General features: G+C 45.1%; 17 protein-coding genes. 15 read left to right on the top strand and 2 right to left on the bottom strand.

Going from position 1 to position 18,913, the window contains the following annotated elements; genetic code table 11:
• The first annotated feature begins 98 nt into the window (after positions 1-98).
• The 8 genes from ACMXYX_RS15505 (at position 99) to ACMXYX_RS15470 (ending at position 8,926) form a co-directional block, all read left to right on the top strand.
• Positions 99-719 carry an NUDIX domain-containing protein gene (locus tag ACMXYX_RS15505; RefSeq protein ID WP_415897041.1) on the top strand — a complete coding sequence of 207 codons (621 nt, stop codon included), beginning with the start codon at positions 99-101 and terminating at the stop codon, positions 717-719.
• Between the two features lie 27 nt (positions 720-746).
• Entirely contained in the window at positions 747-1,190 is a 444-nt protein-coding gene (locus ACMXYX_RS15500; protein ID WP_415897040.1) for a DUF1249 domain-containing protein, read from the top strand.
• Positions 1,183-1,947, top strand: a complete 765-nt coding sequence (locus ACMXYX_RS15495) for a metallophosphoesterase (protein WP_415897039.1) — start codon at positions 1,183-1,185, stop codon at positions 1,945-1,947. The genes ACMXYX_RS15500 and ACMXYX_RS15495 overlap by 8 nt, the downstream gene beginning before the upstream one ends.
• Positions 1,948-2,006: 59 nt before the next feature.
• On the top strand, positions 2,007-2,618 hold the full coding sequence (locus tag ACMXYX_RS15490) for a YqiA/YcfP family alpha/beta fold hydrolase (RefSeq protein WP_415897038.1): 612 nt from the start codon (positions 2,007-2,009) through the stop codon (positions 2,616-2,618).
• Positions 2,619-2,670: 52 nt separating this feature from the next.
• A complete protein-coding gene (gene parE, locus ACMXYX_RS15485) occupies positions 2,671-4,563 on the top strand; it encodes a DNA topoisomerase IV subunit B (protein ID WP_415906231.1) in 1,893 nt (630 codons plus the stop codon).
• A gap of 130 nt (positions 4,564-4,693) precedes the next feature.
• Positions 4,694-6,973 (top strand): DNA topoisomerase IV subunit A, encoded by a 2,280-nt coding sequence (gene parC, locus ACMXYX_RS15480; protein ID WP_415906230.1) that lies wholly within the window; start codon positions 4,694-4,696, stop codon positions 6,971-6,973.
• Positions 6,974-6,975: 2 nt separating this feature from the next.
• Positions 6,976-7,593, top strand: coding sequence for an SH3 domain-containing protein (locus ACMXYX_RS15475; RefSeq protein ID WP_415897036.1), 618 nt, complete (start codon positions 6,976-6,978; stop codon positions 7,591-7,593).
• Between the two features lie 97 nt (positions 7,594-7,690).
• Positions 7,691-8,926: a diguanylate cyclase gene (locus tag ACMXYX_RS15470; protein WP_415897035.1), complete on the top strand. Its 1,236-nt coding sequence runs from the start codon at positions 7,691-7,693 to the stop codon at positions 8,924-8,926.
• Here the strand turns inward: ACMXYX_RS15470 and ACMXYX_RS15465 are convergent.
• A complete protein-coding gene (locus ACMXYX_RS15465; RefSeq protein WP_415906229.1) occupies positions 8,923-11,187 on the bottom strand; it encodes an EAL domain-containing protein in 2,265 nt (754 codons plus the stop codon). The genes ACMXYX_RS15470 and ACMXYX_RS15465 overlap by 4 nt on opposite strands.
• A 530-nt stretch (positions 11,188-11,717) precedes the next feature.
• Here ACMXYX_RS15465 and ACMXYX_RS15460 point away from each other — a divergent pair.
• The 5 genes from ACMXYX_RS15460 to nhaD all read left to right on the top strand — a co-directional run bounded on the left by ACMXYX_RS15460 (position 11,718) and on the right by nhaD (position 15,901).
• The gene (locus tag ACMXYX_RS15460) at positions 11,718-12,062 is read left to right on the top strand and encodes a VOC family protein (RefSeq protein WP_415906228.1); all 345 of its coding nucleotides are present in this window, start codon (positions 11,718-11,720) and stop codon (positions 12,060-12,062) included.
• A 64-nt stretch (positions 12,063-12,126) separates the two neighbouring features.
• A complete protein-coding gene (locus ACMXYX_RS15455; protein WP_415906227.1) occupies positions 12,127-12,789 on the top strand; it encodes a cupin domain-containing protein in 663 nt (220 codons plus the stop codon).
• A gap of 276 nt (positions 12,790-13,065) precedes the next feature.
• On the top strand, positions 13,066-13,212 hold the full coding sequence (locus ACMXYX_RS15450) for a hypothetical protein (RefSeq protein ID WP_415906226.1): 147 nt from the start codon (positions 13,066-13,068) through the stop codon (positions 13,210-13,212).
• 12 nt (positions 13,213-13,224) lie between these two features.
• The gene (locus tag ACMXYX_RS15445; RefSeq protein WP_415906225.1) at positions 13,225-13,491 is read left to right on the top strand and encodes a hypothetical protein; all 267 of its coding nucleotides are present in this window, start codon (positions 13,225-13,227) and stop codon (positions 13,489-13,491) included.
• A gap of 520 nt (positions 13,492-14,011) precedes the next feature.
• Complete coding sequence (nhaD, locus tag ACMXYX_RS15440) at positions 14,012-15,901, top strand: sodium:proton antiporter NhaD (protein ID WP_415906224.1); 1,890 nt, start codon at positions 14,012-14,014, stop codon at positions 15,899-15,901.
• A 154-nt stretch (positions 15,902-16,055) separates the two neighbouring features.
• Here the strand turns inward: nhaD and ACMXYX_RS15435 are convergent, their stop codons facing one another.
• Entirely contained in the window at positions 16,056-16,877 is an 822-nt protein-coding gene (locus tag ACMXYX_RS15435; protein ID WP_415906223.1) for a c-type cytochrome, read from the bottom strand.
• Between the two features lie 299 nt (positions 16,878-17,176).
• On the opposite strand from ACMXYX_RS15435, the gene ACMXYX_RS15430 reads away from it, so the two are divergent.
• Together ACMXYX_RS15430 and ACMXYX_RS15425 are read left to right on the top strand one after the other, a co-directional pair.
• A complete protein-coding gene (locus tag ACMXYX_RS15430) occupies positions 17,177-18,085 on the top strand; it encodes a DMT family transporter (protein ID WP_415906222.1) in 909 nt (302 codons plus the stop codon).
• A 196-nt stretch (positions 18,086-18,281) separates the two neighbouring features.
• Entirely contained in the window at positions 18,282-18,842 is a 561-nt protein-coding gene (locus ACMXYX_RS15425) for a hypothetical protein (RefSeq protein WP_415906221.1), read from the top strand.
• The last annotated feature ends 71 nt before the right edge of the window (positions 18,843-18,913 follow it).

The following is an 18,913-nucleotide window of genomic DNA, read 5'->3' as shown; positions in this document are numbered from 1 at the left end:
TCTCTAATTTTTCATTTCGAAATGGATTGATCAATTGGCTTGATGAGCTGGTTAATTGATATAGTGAGTTATTCGCTAGTCAATGACAGGAACAGCACATGTCTGAGAAATGGCAACCAAGTTTTGGTCAAAAAGATTTCAACATCGATAAACAAGAAACCCTGTACGATGGTTTCTTTCAAATGCACAAACTCTATCTGCGGCATAAAACTTTTGCTGGCAGTGAGATAGAGATCCAGCGTGAGCTGTTTTACCGTGATGATGCTGTATGTGCGCTGCTCTATGATGCGGTTAAACAATCGGTTGTTTTGATTGAGCAGTTCCGTGTAGGTGCGTTCGATAGCCCTGATGGGCCTTGGTTGCTGGAGCTGGTGGCAGGTATTGTCGAGAAAGGTGAAACCACTGAAGATGTCGCTCGCCGTGAAGCAGTCGAAGAAGCGGGGGCGCAGCTAGGTGAGATCAAGCACATCACCCGTTTCTCACCGAGTACTGGAGCAACGCGAGAGTATATCGATCTACTTTGTGCTCAGGTGGATTCCAGTGGTGTCGAAGGCATTCATGGTTTGCCGGAAGAGGGCGAAGATATCAAAGTGCATGTGATTCCTGTGGAAGAGGCCTTTGAATTAGTACAACAAGGTATAATTAATAATGCCCCTGCGATAATTGCTCTGCAGTGGCTACAGTTAAATAAGTCAGCGCTCGATCAGCGTTGGCAGTAAGTAGTAAACGATAAATCGGATAGGCAGATGAAGCGGAAATATATTCCAGATCTAACTCGGCAGATGGCGCATTGCGAGGCTAACTATGCTCGTATTATGAAGCTATTACCGGATCTGGATGAGTGTGATGAACGCGAGTTTCAGGTGAGTTGGCCTGAGCATACTGCCTATCTGCGTCTGCAGGTTGATGAGCGTTTCAAATATACGACCACTTTGTTGATTAGCCATCGCTTTGAATCGAGTTCGCCATGGTTAGAAGCACCGGGTCTAGTGGTGCGTCTATACCACGATGCTGGCATGGCGGAGGTGATCTGCATGCAGCGTCGTAAACAGCTCTCCGGTGTTTATCCCTATCCAAATAAAAATATGCACCTGCCTGATGAGAAAATTCAGCTAAATGAATATCTGGGTGAGTGGTTGAGCGAGTGCTTAAACCACGGCCACAGTATGGAACCCGTATTCAGTGGCTGAAACCATCACTCTGCTTCAAGTCAGTGATATGCACCTGCAACAAGAACCAGATATGTTGTTGAAAGGTGTAAATGTCGAGCAGCGCTTTCAACAAGTGATATCGGAGATTGAATCTCAATCTGCTGATGCCTTGTTACTCACAGGTGATCTTACTCATCACGCACCTAATGCCTATGATCGTTTGGTTTCTTATGTCGATCAGCTTCCTTATCCTACTTACTGGATCCCCGGTAATCACGATCTACCAGAGGAGATGGCGCGCTTTGCGGATACAGAGTTAGCGTCGCGGGTAAAAACGTTCGATGGTTGGAAACTGATCTTTCTAGATAGTAGTTCAAATCCCGACGGCAAAGGTAGCGGTTCGCTTTCTGAGTCAGAATTGGCTTTTTTAAAAACTGAGTTAAGCCAGACAGGGCCTGATCAGCACGTGTTATTGGTTCTGCATCACCATCCTGTGTCTGTAAAAAGCCGATGGCAGGATGATATCTGTTTAGGCAATGCTGATCAGTTCTGGCAGATTGTTGATCTTTATCCACAGGTTAAAGGCGTTATCTTTGGCCATGTGCATCAAAGCTGGGCGCTTCAGAGAGGAGATATTCAACTATTCTCTGTACCTGCGACTGCTGCACAGTTTAAAGCTCAGACAGATGGCTCTGCAGTAGAAGATGATCCTAAGCTAGCAGGGCCTGCTTATGGCTGCTATCAGCTCTATTCTTGTGGGAAAATTAACCAACAAGTGATTAGATTACCCGCATAGCTTTACTGGCTATTGCGCCTTGCTTTCCCCTCCGGTAAGTTCTTTGCCAGAGGAAGAAAATGAATACACCGCTTTATATATACGTTCATGGTTTCAACAGCTCGCCGCAATCGATGAAGGCGAAGGTGTTCGTCGAGTATCTGCAGGGTAAGGGTCTAGGCGATCAGGTGATGGTGCCAAAGCTATCCCACTGGCCAGCAGAAGCTATGGAACAGTTACGCGCTCTTGTTGAGCAAAACCAACAGCGATCAATCATCTTATTAGGAAGTTCGCTGGGTGGTTATTACAGTACATGGCTAACCGAACATTATGATCATGTACGTACGGTTTTAATTAACCCGTCGGTCAGACCGTTTGAACTGCTGCCGCAATACCTTGGGCCAAATGTGAATCTTTATTCCGGTGAAGAGTATGAGCTTACCCAAGAGCATTTGTCGCAGTTGTTGGCGCTGAACTGCCAAGAGCTCAAACGGCCAGAAGCTTATCTGTTATTAACCCAAACAGCAGATGAAACGCTGGATTACCGAGAAGCGGTCGAGAAATTTGTAGCATCACCGCAGTTTGTTCAGCCGGGTGGTAGTCATGGTTTCGAACAGTTTGAAAACCTGATTCCTGCCATTATGGCATTTGCAGAAGGGCGTATTGATCTGCCCGAAGCACAACCGATTTAAATATCGTTAAACGTTGATTCATAGATAAAGTTTTGCGACAGGAAAGTATTTGATGTCCAAGCAATACAACGCTGGTTCCATAGAAGTTCTTAGTGGTCTAGACCCGGTTAGACGTCGTCCGGGTATGTACACGGAAACAGATCGTCCAAACCATTTGGCGCAAGAAGTCATCGATAACTCGGTGGATGAGGCGCTTGCCGGTCATGCTAAACAGATTGATGTTGTACTGAATAAAGATCAGTCCTTAAGTGTGACCGATGATGGTCGAGGCATGCCTGTGGATATCCACCCTGAGCAGGGTGTCAGCGGGGTCGAATTGATCCTGTGTAAACTCCATGCGGGTGGTAAGTTTAACAACGATAACTATAACTATTCCGGTGGTTTGCATGGTGTAGGTGTATCGGTTGTAAATGCCTTATCTAAGTTGTTAGAAGTACAAGTACGTCGCGACAGTCAGGTTTATCGTATTGGCTTTGCGGACGGTGAAAAAGTATCTGATCTAGAAGTGATTGATACCTGTGGTAAGCGTAACACTGGTACTACGGTTCGTTTCCTACCTGATCCACAATACTTTGATACCCATAAATTTAGTGTCTCACGTCTAAAGCATAATCTACGTGCTAAAGCAGTCCTTTGCCCAGGTCTAAAGGTGACCTTTACTGATCTGACCGGTGCTAAGCGTGAGAAGGAAGAGTGGTATTACGAAGATGGTTTAATTGATTACTTAAAAGGCACAACCCAAGTCTTTGAAGTACTACCTACTGAACCATTTTCAGGCTCTTTGCAGGGTGAATTAGACGCAGTCGAATGGGCAGTGCAGTGGCTACCTGAAGGTGGCGAAATGACCTGCGAAAGTTATGTGAACTTGATCCCTACGGCGCAGGGCGGTACTCATGTAAACGGTTTACGTACGGGCTTACTTGAAGCGATGCGTGAATTCTGTGAATTCCGTAACTTGCTACCTCGTGGGGTTAAGCTGACTGCAGATGATGTCTGGGATAAGTGCTGCTACGTCCTTTCTGCCAAAATGCAGGATCCGCAGTTCGCCGGCCAAACCAAAGAACGTTTATCTTCTCGTGAAATCGCGGCCTTTATTTCAGGCGCAATTAAAGATGCTTTCTCCTTATGGCTAAACCGCCATGTAGAAGAGGGCGAGCAGCTTGCTGAAGTTGTTATATCTAACGCTCAACGTCGTATGCGTTCCAATAAAAAAGTGGTGCGTAAAAAAGTTACTCAAGGGCCTGCGCTACCGGGTAAATTGGCAGACTGTTCCGGTGGCGATGCCATGCAATCCGAACTGTTCTTAGTAGAGGGTGACTCTGCGGGTGGTTCTGCTAAACAAGCGCGTGAGCGTGAGTTTCAAGCCATCATGCCTTTGCGCGGTAAGATTCTGAATACATGGGAAGTCGATCCAAGCGAAGTGCTAGGTTCACAAGAGATCCATGATATCTCTGTAGCGATTGGTGTGGAGCCTGCTTCGGAAAACTTCGATGGTCTGCGTTACGGCAAGATCTGTATTCTGGCCGATGCGGACTCCGACGGTCTACATATCGCAACGCTTCTGTGTGCATTGTTCGTACGTCACTTTAAACCGCTAGTTACTGCGGGTCACGTGTATGTGGCTATGCCGCCACTGTATCGAATCGATGTTGCGAAAGAGGTGTTTTACGCACTGGATGACGCCGAGAAAGATGGCATTATCGAGCGCATTAAAGCGGATCGTAAGAATGCCAAAATTGGTGTACAGCGCTTCAAGGGTTTGGGTGAGATGAACCCACTTCAGCTACGTGAGACAACCATGTCACCGGATACTCGCCGTCTTGTACAGCTGACGGTAGAGCCGGGTGATGGCACGAACGAAGTGATGGATATGTTGTTAGCTAAAAAACGCTCAGGTGACCGTAAAGACTGGTTGCAGAGCAAAGGTAATTTGGCAGACGTTTAGACGTTGAAAGTAGCAAGAGTTTTCTCTGTGATTAGTCACTGTAGGCAGAGAAACAGGATAGTTTTTACAGCTGGTTGCTAGGTCTGTGTTACGGCAGCGAGTTGAGCTTATTACGAGTGTAATGTGAATTATGACGGTACAAACAACCTTCGAAGATGGCACTGAACGCCTCGCGTTAAAAGATTTTACCGAGAAAGCGTATCTGGATTACTCCATGTACGTAATTTTGGATCGTGCCCTGCCTCATGTAGGTGACGGCATGAAGCCGGTTCAGCGTCGCATCATCTATGCGATGTCTGAACTTGGTCTAAAAGCGTCAGCAAAATACAAGAAGTCAGCACGTACTGTGGGTGATGTGTTAGGTAAGTTTCACCCGCATGGTGACTCAGCTTGTTATGAAGCGATGGTATTGATGGCGCAGCCGTTCAGTTATCGCTATCCGTTGGTTGATGGTCAGGGTAACTGGGGTTCTCCGGATGATCCTAAATCCTTCGCTGCGATGCGTTATACCGAATCCCGTTTAGCGCGTTATGCCGAAGTTTTACTGTCTGAAATCAGCCAAGGTACAGTTGATTGGGTACCTAACTTCGATGGCACTATGCGTGAGCCAGCGATTCTGCCTGCGCGTTTGCCGAATGTGTTGCTGAATGGCACTACAGGTATTGCCGTAGGTATGGCGACCGATATTCTGCCGCACAACCTTCGTGAAGTGGCTCAAGCCTGTGTTCACTTGCTAGATAACCCGCGCGCTGATCTGGACGAGATCACCGAGATCGTTCCAGGTCCCGATATGCCAACCGATGCGGAAATCATCACCTCCCGTCGTGAGCTGAAAAAGGTTTATGAAACAGGACGTGGCTCGGTGCGTATGCGTGCTGTATACACGAAAGAGCAGGGTGAAATCGTTATCACAGCGCTGCCTCATCAGGTATCGGGCGCTAAAATTCTGGAGCAGATCGCCGCTCAGATGCAGCAGAAAAAGCTGCCGATGGTAAGTGATCTTCGTGATGAGTCTGATCACGAAAACCCAACGCGTCTAGTGATTATCCCTCGCTCGAATCGTGTTGATGTCGAGCAACTAATGGCTCACCTATTTGCCTCTACTGATCTAGAACGTACTTACCGTGTGAATATGAACATGATCGGTGTGGACGGCAAACCGCAAGTTAAAGACCTCCGCCAGATCTTGGTTGAGTGGCTGAGCTGGCGTACTGAGATTGTGCGCAAGCGCTTAAACCACCGCTTAGCTAAGGTTTTGGATCGCCTACATATCCTCGAAGGTTTGATGGTCGCGTATCTCAATATTGATGAGGTTATTGCGATTATCCGTCATGAGGAAGATCCAAAAGCGGAGCTGGTTAAACGCTTTGGTCTGACCGAGATTCAAGCGGATGCGATTCTAGACCTTAAACTTCGTCACTTGGCGAAACTGGAAGAGTTTAAGATCCAGTCTGAGCAGAACGAGTTGGAAGAAGAGCGTAAGAAGCTGGAAGGTATTCTAGGTTCTGACGCTAAGATGCGTAAGCTGATTAAGAAAGAGATCCAAGACGCTGCTGAAGAGTACGGTGATGACCGTCGCTCGCCAATCGTAGAGCGTGAAGAAGCGCAGGCATTTAGCGAGAAAGATCTTCTATCTTCGGATCCTGTGACTGTAGTGATCTCTAAGCAAGGCTGGATTCGTGCTGCGAAAGGTCATGATATTGATGCCGAGGGCCTCAATTACAAATCCGGCGATGCCTTTAAGCTAAGTTGTAAGGGTAGGACTAATCAGCCAACCCTCCTGTTAGATACCACGGGTCGAAGTTTCACTATCGAGACCCATAATCTACCGTCCGCCCGTGGACAAGGTGAACCGGTAACAGGGCGAATCACGTTGCCAAAAGGGTCCACTGTAGATGCTGCCATTGCGGGTAAGGATAACGATCAAGTCTTGATGGCGTCTGATGCGGGTTATGGCTTTATCGCGAAGATCTCTGATCTCACCAGTAAAACTAAAAACGGTAAGGCGGCATTAACCCTGCCTAAAAACGCTCAGATCTTACAGCCAATCACGATGAGTTCAGTTGAAGGTTCTCTTTTGGCCGCTGTGACAAATGAAGGTCGATTACTGGTATTCCCTGTGTCTGAGCTACCGCAATTGGCACGTGGTAAAGGTAATAAGATTATCAATATCCCATCCGCAAGAGCCTCTGCCCGAGAGGAATTGGTAACGGCTTTGGCTGTGCTTGCTCCGGAAGATACGCTGCTTGTGCATGCTGGCCGTCAACACTTGAAGCTTAAGCCTGCTGATATCGAGCACTATCGAGGTGAGCGAGGTCGACGAGGTAACAAGTTACCAAGAGGTTATCAGCGCGTAGATAGTTTGGAAGTGGATAACAGTTCTCAAGGCCAGCCTGAGGCCGAAGAATAAAAATGAAACTCTTCAGATCATGGTTTTGCCTCTGTGTACTATTGGTTGCTCTGCCTGCACAGGCGTTGGAGTATTACCAAGTTACCGGTGACAACATCAATATCCGCAAGGGGCCAGGACAGAAGTGGCGTGTGATTGCTCAGGTGGATAAAGAGCAGTTGGTACTGGAAACTCGCAGAGAAGGGCAATGGTCTGAAGTATTCTTTTTAAAACCTAACAAACAGAAAGTGATTGGGTGGGTCTTTAATCATTACCTTGCACTGCAAACATTAGAACGGCCGAAATTGGCTGATGTTTCACCTATTGGTATAGAAGTTATTGCTGATAAGCCTGTCTGTACGGATCGTGCCACGGTGGGCATGGGCTCGTTATGCTATCTTGATGTTTCCTTTGTTATTACTGACTCTACCCAACAGAGAAAACAGGTCAAAGTCGAGTGTTGGGCGGATTTTGTGATTCCTGGAGATCGTAAGGTTATCCCGATTAAAACCAGTGATGTGCAAAATTTTCACCTTTTGGGTGGCCACGCCGAAGGTTTGATGCGGTTGAATATTGGGTTAAATACTGTCGTTAATCCAGAAGAGTTTAGCGTGGCTTATTACAATTGTGCTGCGCAGTAAGTCTAATAGGCTACAGCTTGACCCTATAAACAAACGGACTATCATATACACCTACATTTTTGACGGTTTTTAGTCGGCCATACAGGTTCTGTACGTCATGGAAGGACGTTTGTTACGTAAGCGATTTAGTCGTCGCATTACGATTTTAGCTGTTTCTTTGTCCATCGTTATCTTACTGATGGGAGGGTTGCTTTTGTTCCTGTCTTCAGGAGTAAGAGACGCTTGGACCGCTTATAGTTATACCTCAGAGAGCCGTGCTACGGCCCTTTCTGAGTTACACCGTTCTATTGGATACGGTGGCTTTATCCATAATTTCAAAAACTATGTCCTGCGCCAAGAGCAAAGTTTGCTTGAACGTTTACGTGGCGATATAGAAAAATCGACTCAAATTATTTCACTCTATTCGGCCTTAGATCTTAATAGTAAAGAGAGCCAAGCACTGTTAGTGATTCAACAGACGCTGCAGATGTACCGAGATAATCTTCATGTAGCGCAGATGGCGGTAGAAAGAGGAGCTCCGACTCAACAGATTGATAGGCAAGTTCGTATTGATGATGCTCCTGCGTTGGCTGCTTTAACAGTACTCCAGCAAGAGAATAACCGTTTCCATGAAGCGGTTACTCAAGATATGAATAAGCAAATCACTAATCTAATTAATGCGCTTCTAGTTGGTCTTCTAGCCATGCCGTTTGTGGTCCTTGCTGCTTATCACTACCACGATGTAATGAATCGCTTTGTGCTATTAATCGCCGAAAAACGAGAGGTCGAAAAGGCCTTGGTGGATTCAACTGCTGAAGTTGAAGAAGCACAGCAGCAACGGCGAGCAATGGCATATGAAGCACATCATTGTGAATTAACCCGTGTCCCTAACCGTAAAGCTTTTATGACTACGGGCCAAGACATTATGCAGAATGCCGCCGCTCGTAAAGAGTGTTTAACGGTGTTGTTTGTTGATATCGATGATTTCAAAACGATCAACGATACCTACGGACATGAAATTGGCGATAAAGTGCTGGTGGAGGTAGCTTCCCGGCTGAGCGTAGCGCTACGAGAAGGGGATTTTGTAGCACGCATAGGTGGTGATGAATTTGCCATGATTATCCAATGTAATGACACAGCAACCTGCGCTCCAGGACTTGCCGAACGCTTACTTGATGTGATGAATGAGAGTTATGCTGATATCGCAGAAGGTCTAGAGGTTAGCTGTTCGGTTGGCGGTGCTAATTGTCCCGAGGATGGACAGGATCTTGAATCTCTTGTTCGAGTGGCCGATGAGCGCATGTACCGGGTTAAGAAAAGCGGAAAAAATGGGGTGTTTCTTCAGGAATCTTAATTAAATTCCTTAATTACATCATTAATAGGCATAGGCTTATAGAAGTAATAACCTTGAAACACCTCACAACCTAGACCATCAAGGATCTGTTTTTGTTCCTGTGTTTCAACACCCTCGGCAATAATGGTTATCCCCATTTTATGAGCGATATTGATAATGCCTTGAAGCAGTAATCGAGCATCTTTGTCTTCGACAATATCATCAACAAAACTCTTATCTATTTTCAGCTCGTCGATAGGTAGATCCTTTAACAAACTCAAAGAGGAATACCCCGTACCAAAGTCATCTAAAGATACGGATATTCCCTCTGCTTTAAATTGATTGATCATCCCTAAGACGTAATCTAAATCTTGGATAAACAGGCTTTCGGTAATCTCGATTTTGAGTCTGCTTTTAGCTATTTTGGATTGATTAGCTTGCTGTAAAAAATATTCGACAAAACCATCGGAAAAGAACTGCTTGATAGATACATTTATCGATAGAGAGAAACTGTCCGGTGCTACTTTACTAGCCTCGTCTAACGATTTTCGGATTATGTGGCGGCCAAGCTCTGGCATTAGCCCTGAGTATTCAGCAATAGGGATAAAACGGTTGGGTGGAATAGAGCCTAGCTCTTCGCTGTACCAGCGAACTAACGATTCAAAGCCGGATAGCACACCAGCTGAAGAAATTTGTGGCTGAAAGACGACAGATATTTCATCGTTCTTAATCGCATCTCGAAGCTTATTTTCTAACGATTGATCATCCAGGTAGCGCTTTTTCAGCTCCTCATGGAAGATGGCGTAGCAATTTTTATTTTGTTTCGCTTCATACAAGGCAAAGTCCGAGAGCCTTTTTACCTCTTCAAATGAACTGGCGTCGGTAGGGCAGTGAGAGATCCCTATGCTGGCACTTATACTTAAGCGGTTACCGCTCATTAGATAAGGTTTAGAGATCTCTTCTAATATTGTTTGGGCTAAGCGTTCGGCTTCGAAGCTAGAAAGGTTGAATGCAGCGACTACAAATTCATCACCGCTGTATCTAGCTATAAGGCATTCGCTTTTTTGTATGCTGAGCTTGAGCCTTCTGGTTATTTCTATCAGAACCTGATCGCCATAATCGTGGCCGAAGTTATCATTGGCTGATTTAAAGTTATCCATATCGACAAACAGCAGATGATAGCTGTCTTGCTCTTCTAGTTTGGAAAAGTAGTTATCTAGAAAATAGCGGTTGGGTAGGTTGGTTAAGAAATCGTGTGTCGCTCTATAAGTTAACAGTTCTTCTTTCTTCTTCTCATTATTACTGATCACTCGAAAGAGCCAGAAAATAACGGCATAAGCGAAAAAGAAAACTAGGGAGAGATTGGCTGCTACTTGGAAGAACTTTTTCCTAATAACCTGAGTATCCCTTTCTATGCCTACCCAAAGTTGAAACTCTTTTATATAGAAGTTTGACATCATTGATTGAGAATCATCGTTAAACTTGCCGGTGACATGGGTAGTAATGATCTGTTTGTCTTTAATAACCTCAAAACTGGTGTTGTAGGCCTTTTCGACATAATCAATGCTTTCTTGGATTCTCTCTTCAGAAAACTGATGCTCATACACAGCGGGGTCGTTGATAAGACGTTTAGGGGCTACCTGAAAATATCGGTCTCGCTCTCGATAGATAAACACACTGTAGTCAGCACTGTGTTCAACATTTTTGGAGAAGAACGGAAGACCTTTCTCAATATTGATGGTGAGAGATACAACGAATAGTGGTTGACCGTCCCTATTTCTAATCGTTTTGCGAATAGGGATGATTAGGGCGCTTTCCCAGTAACTAAAATATGTTCGCCCAATAACGGCTGCATTACTGTCTAATGTGAGACTGAAAGATTCTTTTGCTTTGGGGTTTTGTAGCAGGTTAAGTGAAGATTCGCGTTTATCTTGAGATAGAGAGTTTGTGGCAACGATATTACCATCAAGATCGATCAAAAAGAGATTGTGAGTTGTGTGGGAGGCGTTGAGTAATTTATCTATTTCCTGAATCGCTTTGTCCCGATCCAAAAACTTAGCTTCGTGTAATAACTCCTGCCCCAGAATATCTAAAAGAGTTTCATATTGTCTAAGTGAAGCTTCAACTGAGTTAGAGGTAATGCGTGTTAGGTTTTCTTGCTCTAACTGCACATCTTGCCGGATAGACTCATGGGTTTTCGTAAGAATGAAAATAAACGAAGCAAAACCTGCCAAGAGGAAGACGTAAAATGCAAGCCAGATGTTATTTCTTATAAACAGCATAGAGCTTCACTCAAAAAGCAATATGAAAATAAGATAACAATGCGGGGAAACCTGTGCCTATCATCGAAAGTACCTTTGCTAATTACATCATATAGCGTAGCCAAAGCTGAGCTCCTTGGTGAGGAGGACTAGCTTCCTTGCGATGATCGAAAGATTATGACGGTGTCAAAAGTGTAACATCCAATTTATCATTTCAGTTGTACAGCTTTGTCTAACTTAAACTGATCTCATTATATAACCAGTTTAGAATATAACGGTCTCTATATTTGGTAGTAGATTGATGGCTCTTTGTAGGGAACTGTTCATCACGTTTCTTTATAGGGCTTTGTGGCACGCAGTGTGGATAGATGTGTAAAAGGGAGCTTTAATGAACTCTCAAAAGAAATAACGTACAAAGTAAATAGTGTTTTTTCGGGGTGGCTTTAAGTGCCTTTTTAGCCTGAATATAGGCTTACTTTCTTCATTATATAAAGGGAACAATTATGGATGAAGCATATAGAAAACAGGGAATCTTTAGTTAGTCAGAATTAATGACCGATGATGTCGAAGCTGCTACGACCTACTATGAAAAGGTTATCGGCTGGGAAGTAGAGCGCGTAGATATGGGGGATATGATCTATCGTGTGCTGAAGGTCGATGGTAATCCGGTTGGCGGGATTATGCCTAAACTACCTGAGTCTGAAGGCGTGCCTAACCACTGGGGAACCTATATAACGGTAGATGATGTGGATGCCACCTTAGCACTTGCCGAAGCTAACGGTGGTAAAGCTATTTATCCACCGATGGATGTACCTGATGTCGGGCGTATGTGTGCGATTATGGATAACACAGGTGCAGTGGTATCTGTTATTACCTATGCTGAAACAGCAGAGTAATTCAAAACCTAGGGCTTAGCATAATAGTATTATATGGCTAGGCCCTTTTTAATTGGACTGTTCTATGGCCACCCGAATCAATGCCGATTTTGAACAACGCGTAGTTATTCTTCCTGAAGATTACCATTGGGTTGATTCGCCAATGTCAGGTGTCGAGCGCATGATGCTAGACCGTATTGGTGATGAATCTGCACGGGCGACCTCGATTGTCCGTTATGCGCCTTTTAGTGAATTCTCACCGCATATTCATAGCGGTGGGGAAGAGTTCTTCGTGCTTGAAGGTGTGTTTTCTGATGAACACCAAGATTATCCCCAAGGGAGTTATGTTCGTAACCCTATTGGTACCTCTCACACCCCGAAGATCGGCAAAGAGGGTGCGATCATCTTTGTAAAGCTGCAGCAGTTTAACGAAGCTGATAAAGAACAAAAGGCGATTGATACTACTAAAGAACCTTGGCTCCAAGGCTTGGTTGATGGTTTAACCGTTATGCCTCTGCATGAATTTGAGGGTGAGCATGTCGCCTTGGTGAAGTGGGCGCCGAATACGCAGTTTAACCCCCATCGTCATTTTGGCGGTGAAGAGATACTGGTACTTGAAGGCACGTTCTACGATGAGCATGGTATCTACCCAAAAGGTTCCTGGTTGCGTAGTCCTCATTTGAGTGAGCATCATCCCTATACCAAGGACGATGGCGCATTAATCTATGTGAAAACGGGACACCTATAACAACACTGCTAACCAGTATTTCTGTCGAACAAAAATTATTTGCTAAAAAATATAAAACGCTATTGCGAATCATTATCATTATTGGTAGTCTAGATCCCGCTCATAAGTGATAGGCAATGGACGACCTCACCATTAACATTGCTGAACAGTTCTACCTGCTCGCTCTCAGGTAGGTAGAACTTCTCCCACCTCAAGTACCAAGAAAATCAACAGATACTGTTGCAGTCACAAAGAGCATAAACCGCTAAGTTTTTTCTTATTGGAGGAGAGGAAGTTATGCACTCAATCAAAGATAGCGATTCGTACAAAATTTTTCTGCATCTCGCGGAGAAGCTATCCAGTAGTAGCTCATCCAATAGTGATTGGTTGGCGAAGCAGCACAAAGATATCTACGACTTTTTAAAACACGCTGAAGAAAGATAGAAGGAGAGACTTATGGGTTCTGTTATTAATCCCTCAATTTTTAAAGCGGTATACGACAAGATTGTGACTGAAGGTCAGCAGTCCAGTAGTGGCTTCTTTCTTCGTGGTATCTATGCTGCAGGCCATGGCAAAAAGCATTTAGAGCTGAAGGATTGTTTTTCACGTATCCGCGCCGTGAATGGCGAAGTGGTCGCGACCGAGTTTTCGAACAATACTCAGCGTGTCAGATTTCTGAATAAAGTTCGCAAGCTCTATTGTGGCGAACAACTCTCGCAATAGTCTCTTTCTTCCGATTAAAAAGATCGATAAAACAGATCTCCTCCTTGTGATCCCTATCCAAAAGGCTTAGGTCAGCAACGCCTATATACCTTGAATTTGTGTCCCTTTTTGGCGCTACGCTATGTAAAAACGCGCATTCGTGAGTAAGTTTCCTACAGCTATCTCAGACCCCTTGTCTTTTTACCGGACTCCTTTACTCAAAAGATGGTGCTTTATTGCTCTAAAGACCAGTATTTACTTTTGTCTTAAAGCGTTACCCTAGCCCCGCTCAAAAATGTGTGCATTGCAGCATTTTCAGCATAGGCATGAATACACGCCATGCTAGTAGCTGGTCGGACTTAACGTTGGTCTACTCGAATTTGGTCATTTTTTGACGCTCTTTCTCGTGACGATGGGTCAAGCCCTGCAAGTTGCTAGGCAGAAATTGCATAAGAATTGTCAATTCTTATGCAATTTCGGCGGGTATTTTGAAACCCGTAACCTGATCCAGACACAACAATTTTAAAATCGGATTCTGACCATGAACCTGTCGATGTTTTTTCCACAGATCAACAGCGCAAGCTTACGCTTTGTGTTGGCTGTTGTTGGTCTCTTACTGCTCCCTCTTACTGCTTTTGCGGAAACCGGCGGAGCGACCGCTAACGTTCCGGAACTGAGCGCCTCTTTCTATGGCTATCTAAGTATCGCCATCTTTATTTTGGCCTACTCACTGGTTCCGCTGGAAAACAATATTCATCTGCTTAAAAGTAAGCCGGTTCTGGTGGCTGCGGGTCTGATCTGGATTCTAGTAGCGCTAGCATTTAAGGAAATTGGTGCCACAGAACAGGCGCATCATGCGATTAAACATGCGATTATCGAATACGCAGAGCTATTCCTATTCCTGCTAGTAGCGATGACCTACATTAACGCGCTTGAAGATCGTAATGTATTCCAAGCGCTGCGTGCTTATCTGGTATCCCGTGGTTACTCTCTACGTAAGGTTTTCTGGGTTACCGGCGCACTAGCATTTGTTATCTCTCCGATTGCGGATAACTTAACGACTGCACTTCTGATGGGTGCGGTTGTAATGGCTGTAGGTGGTTCGAATATCCGTTTTGTATCGATTGCATGTATCAACGTAGTCGTTGCGGCAAACGCTGGTGGTGCATTCTCCCCATTCGGCGATATCACAACACTGATGGTTTGGCAGAAGGGTAAAGTAGAGTTCCTAGAGTTCCTACCGCTGTTTATCCCATCGCTAGTTAACTGGTTTGTGCCTGCCATTATCATGAACTTCGCTATTCCTAATGAGATCCCAGAAGCGTCTCAGGAAAAGTCCTTCATGAAACGTGGTGCTAAAGTGATGATGGTGCTATTCCTAGCGACTATCGTAACTGCAGTAAGCTTCCACAGCTTCCTACACCTACCACCTGCAGCTGGCATGATGTTTGGTTTGGGTTACCTAGGTATGTACTCGTTCTACCTGAAGAAGGTTGAAGGTCGTACGGTGATGGCAGACTCGATCTTTGGTGGTCGTAGCGATGCGCACCAGAACCCATTGAGCGTTCTACAGGCATACGGCAAGGATATCGGCGAGCATCTAAATGATCAGCCTTATCCAGCGTTTATGATCGATAAAGAGAAAAACGTTACCCACTGGAACACTGCACTAGAAGATCTAACGGGTATCAAAGCTGAAGAGATGATCGGCACTAAAGATCACTGGAAAGGCTTCTATAAAGAGCAGCGTCCAACCTTGGCTGATGCTGTCCTAGAAGACGAATCAGGTGCAGGCGTACGTCAGCACTATCAAAACAAGTATCGTGACAACCCAATGGGCGGTAAGTCTTACGATGCCGCTAACTACTTCGACAATATCGGTAACTCAGGCGCATACCTAATGTTCAGTGCTGCCCCTGTTGTTGATGAAAACGGTGAAACAGTGGGTGCTGTAGAGCTGTTTGAAGATATGACTGAGAAGCGTGAAGAAGTTAAAGAGTTCGACGTGATGGAACGTGTATCGCGTGCCGAGTGGGATACTTTGCTGTTCTTCTACGGCGTAATCTTGTGTGTAGCTGGCTTGAGCCAGTTCGGTTACATGGCGATCGTTTCTGAACTAATGTACAACGACCTTGGCCCAACATGGGCGAACGGTCTGGTAGGTGTGCTATCGGCGATTGTAGATAACATTCCGGTGATGTTCGCGGTATTAACCATGGACCCAGCGATGTCGCTAGGCCAGTGGCAGCTTGTAACCCTAACAGCGGGTGTGGGCGGCAGTATGTTGGCGATCGGTTCTGCTGCAGGTGTAGCACTACTAGGTACTGCGCGTGGCGTTTATACCTTCGCTTCTCACCTTAAATGGACGCCTGCAATTGCTCTAGGTTATGTGGCAAGTATCGGCGTACACCTACTGATTAACGGTGTTTAATATATTTCAGTAACTAGCAGCTAGATCGCTTCGCTGCTAGTGGCTAGAAAAAGAAAGGCCTGCTCAATGAGCAGGCCTTTTTTGTTGTGGAATTCATTGGTGCTGGTCGTTGTATTCAAAACGGGCCAGTGAGGATTAGAGTGTTCCGATTCCTTTAATTGCCATCAAGTTCCTGTAGATAACTTAATAAATCGATCTGTTGTTGTAAGGTTAGCTTTCCGATCATCGCAGGCATTGGTTCGTTCATACGTAACTTATCTTGGTGATGTCTTCTCATATTATCGCCACTGTGCATCTGTTCAGGGGCCATTTTCGAACCTGGATGGCCGTTACGGATCTTGTGTAATGTCTCCCAAGGATTCCTTCGGGCTAAAGGGGCCAGATATTCGGGTTTCAGTTTTGAGCCGAAGTTAAGGTCTTCTCCTTTATCTCCATGGCAGCGACTACAGTATTCTCCGTATAGGGTTTGACCCTTGATAGCATCACCGTTGGCTTTTTTGTTATTGAGGTTAATGGCGTTTGACATATCAATCTGACCTTCGCTAACGAAGGTGGCAATAAGGTCTAGTGCATGCTTATTCAGAACGCGATCATATTGATGGTTTGAGTCGGTTAATAGGGCGTTAATTTTGGCAGGCTCCTTCCCCTTGTAAGCGGTAATGCCCTTAATGCCGGTAAAGTGGCTTCCATTTCTGTAGGCACCCTCAGCACCAGCATAATCCCATCCGTGGCACTCTTTGCAACGCCAAGTGGTAGTTCCTGATTTTTTAGCTGTTGCCGGGTAGGCCGGGTGCGTTATCGATGGCGCAGAAAGATCTAGTTCTGCCCACCATTTATCGTAAAGGCGCCCTCCAATTGCCACTGGATTGTCCGGTGTGGCTGATTGGTCTCTACAGCAATCAGCTAAGGATGGCATGCTAAGCAAAAGCAGCGCCAATATGAGTATGGGAGTTCTCAAGTGTAGATGCATAGGCATATTATCGGTCCCTTAAGCTTGAAGCGCTGTATACCGTAGTATAGACACTCTTTTTGTGAATGCCGGATCACGAGTAATAAGAGCAAGGTAGCGTAGCGCTATTAGATTGACTTATTTCTTTAGCATTCAGTGGTGCTAGCCGCCGCGCCTGAATCGGCATGCCTTTGAAGGTTAAAGAGGCTTGCCCTATACGAATCTGTCACTATGCAAATTCTATTGGCTGTGCCTTGGAGGTTAAGAGGGGATAGGTAGGATGGTAGGTCGTTAAATCAACCTACCTTTTGGAAAACAGAGATCACGTGGCGCATTCAACAGGTACGAACAGTAAAGATAATTTGATTGGCAGCCTGTGGATGATCGCTGCCATGGCTGCGTTTGCGATTGAAGATGCGCTGGTTAAGGATGCCGCGCAAACCTTGCCAGTTGGGCAGGTGCTTGCTCTCTTCGGTTTAGGTGGCATGTTCCTGTTTGCGGCCATGCTTAAATGCAACCGTGAGCCTTTGTTTATCAAAGACGTTTTGTCGTTACCTATGCGTATTCGCATCGTCTTTGAAGTAATAGGGCGGCTGTTTTACGTACTCGCAATCGCCTTTATCCCGCTATCTACTGCCACTGTGATACTGCAAGCCACTCCGCTTGTAGTTGTGACGGGCGCAGTGCTGTTTCTTGGAGAAAAAGTAAGCCCTGTTAGGTGGTTAGCCATATTTATAGGACTGTTAGGCGTTATCTTAATCGTGCAGCCAGGCGCTGATGGCTTTTCTCAGCTCTCTTTGTTGGCTGTAATAGGGATGATTGGTTTTGCCGGTAGAGACCTCGCAAGCCGCATGGCACCACCGACTGTAGGCACAGCACGGCTAGGCTTTTATGGCTTTCTCTCAGTCCTGATCTCTGGGCTCCTTTATTCCAGCTGGGCAGATGAGGCGTACCGTTTGCCATCTCAGCCCGAGCTGTTGTCGATTGTGATCGCTACGGTAGCGGGTGTGATCGCCTATTCCTGTTTAATGAAAGCGATGCGTACCGGCGAAGTATCAGCCGTAACGCCGTTTAGATATACCCGCTTACTGTTTGGCTGCTCGTTGGGGCTATTGTTCTTTGGTGAGGAGTTCACTACTTCTATGTTGATTGGTTCGGCGTTGATCGTATCTTCTGGGCTGTTTATTGGGTGGCGGGGGAAGAAAGTACGGAAGAAGCTAGAGGTTAGTGGCTAGAACGCTTTGCGGCTAGTGGTTAGAAAAAGAAAAGACCTCTGCTCTCTTTAATTTTGTTGCACAATGCAAGACCTGACCCTTTGGTTTTTCTTCTTGAGTTCCACTTTTTTGTCTTTATATAAGAATTAAGATTGATTTGTCAGGCTGTTTGGTTGTGATATACAGAATTACTTCTCTGATTAGAAAAGGAATTCAGATGTTTAATGAAGTTAAGAATATCACTGCTAGGCAGGCTTTTATTGGCATACTTGTTTTTACAGGAGCTATTGCGCCTGGTGTATTGTCGATTTTTTATTTTGATCCTGAGCTTTTTAAGAGTTTGGATGCGTTTAAGCTTGTGATCTTGTCGATGGGTATTTCATTACCAGTGGTGTGGTTAAACCTATTTGTAGCATCCATTCATGTTCACTCTGTGAATTTGAAAGATCGGTTGAACGGAGAGCCGTCCAAAATTTATGGCTCCAAGGAAGAAAAGAATAAGGATGAATTGCTATTTGAATTTATAGTAGCTCTTTGGTCTTCATCAGTCGTTTTCTATACGACATTTGCATTTATTTTCTTCAAAGAGCTTTCAATAGAATATGCTCTTTTCTATGCGGCAGGTTTTCAGTTATTTGTATATGTATTGGCTGCTTTAACACATATGTCTAATAAAAAGCTGCAAAAGAAGCTTGATGGAAAGGGAGGGGGTGATCATTCAACGAGTTTTGAATTAGCTCCGTTAGATTTGCAGGTTGTTCCTAGTGAGCCTAAATAGATTAAAGGGCTCTGTCCCATTTAATTTGAGCTAGAAAGCGATATCCAAGTACGGGATCAAAGTTTCAAATT

It is taken from the genome of Neptuniibacter sp. QD72_48, from assembly GCF_047778065.1.
Classification (GTDB): Bacteria; Pseudomonadota; Gammaproteobacteria; order Pseudomonadales; family Balneatricaceae; genus Neptuniibacter.
This window is presented reverse-complemented; position numbering and strand designations above follow the sequence as displayed.

Excerpts from the sequence above, each read along its gene's own strand:
- ACMXYX_RS15505 (WP_415897041.1), top strand. The coding sequence starts at position 99 with ATGTCTGAGAAATGGCAACCAAGTTTTGGTCAAAAAGATTTCAACATC.
- ACMXYX_RS15500 (WP_415897040.1), top strand. The coding sequence starts at position 747 with ATGAAGCGGAAATATATTCCAGATCTAACTCGGCAGATGGCGCATTGC.
- ACMXYX_RS15490 (WP_415897038.1), top strand. The coding sequence starts at position 2,007 with ATGAATACACCGCTTTATATATACGTTCATGGTTTCAACAGCTCGCCG.
- parE (WP_415906231.1), top strand. The coding sequence starts at position 2,671 with ATGTCCAAGCAATACAACGCTGGTTCCATAGAAGTTCTTAGTGGTCTA.
- parC (WP_415906230.1), top strand. The coding sequence starts at position 4,694 with ATGACGGTACAAACAACCTTCGAAGATGGCACTGAACGCCTCGCGTTA.
- ACMXYX_RS15475 (WP_415897036.1), top strand. The coding sequence starts at position 6,976 with ATGAAACTCTTCAGATCATGGTTTTGCCTCTGTGTACTATTGGTTGCT.
- ACMXYX_RS15470 (WP_415897035.1), top strand. The coding sequence starts at position 7,691 with ATGGAAGGACGTTTGTTACGTAAGCGATTTAGTCGTCGCATTACGATT.
- ACMXYX_RS15465 (WP_415906229.1), bottom strand. The coding sequence starts at position 11,187 with ATGCTGTTTATAAGAAATAACATCTGGCTTGCATTTTACGTCTTCCTC.
- ACMXYX_RS15460 (WP_415906228.1), top strand. The coding sequence starts at position 11,718 with ATGACCGATGATGTCGAAGCTGCTACGACCTACTATGAAAAGGTTATC.
- ACMXYX_RS15455 (WP_415906227.1), top strand. The coding sequence starts at position 12,127 with ATGGCCACCCGAATCAATGCCGATTTTGAACAACGCGTAGTTATTCTT.
- ACMXYX_RS15450 (WP_415906226.1), top strand. The coding sequence starts at position 13,066 with ATGCACTCAATCAAAGATAGCGATTCGTACAAAATTTTTCTGCATCTC.
- ACMXYX_RS15445 (WP_415906225.1), top strand. The coding sequence starts at position 13,225 with ATGGGTTCTGTTATTAATCCCTCAATTTTTAAAGCGGTATACGACAAG.
- nhaD (WP_415906224.1), top strand. The coding sequence starts at position 14,012 with ATGAACCTGTCGATGTTTTTTCCACAGATCAACAGCGCAAGCTTACGC.
- ACMXYX_RS15435 (WP_415906223.1), bottom strand. The coding sequence starts at position 16,877 with ATGCCTATGCATCTACACTTGAGAACTCCCATACTCATATTGGCGCTG.
- ACMXYX_RS15425 (WP_415906221.1), top strand. The coding sequence starts at position 18,282 with ATGTTTAATGAAGTTAAGAATATCACTGCTAGGCAGGCTTTTATTGGC.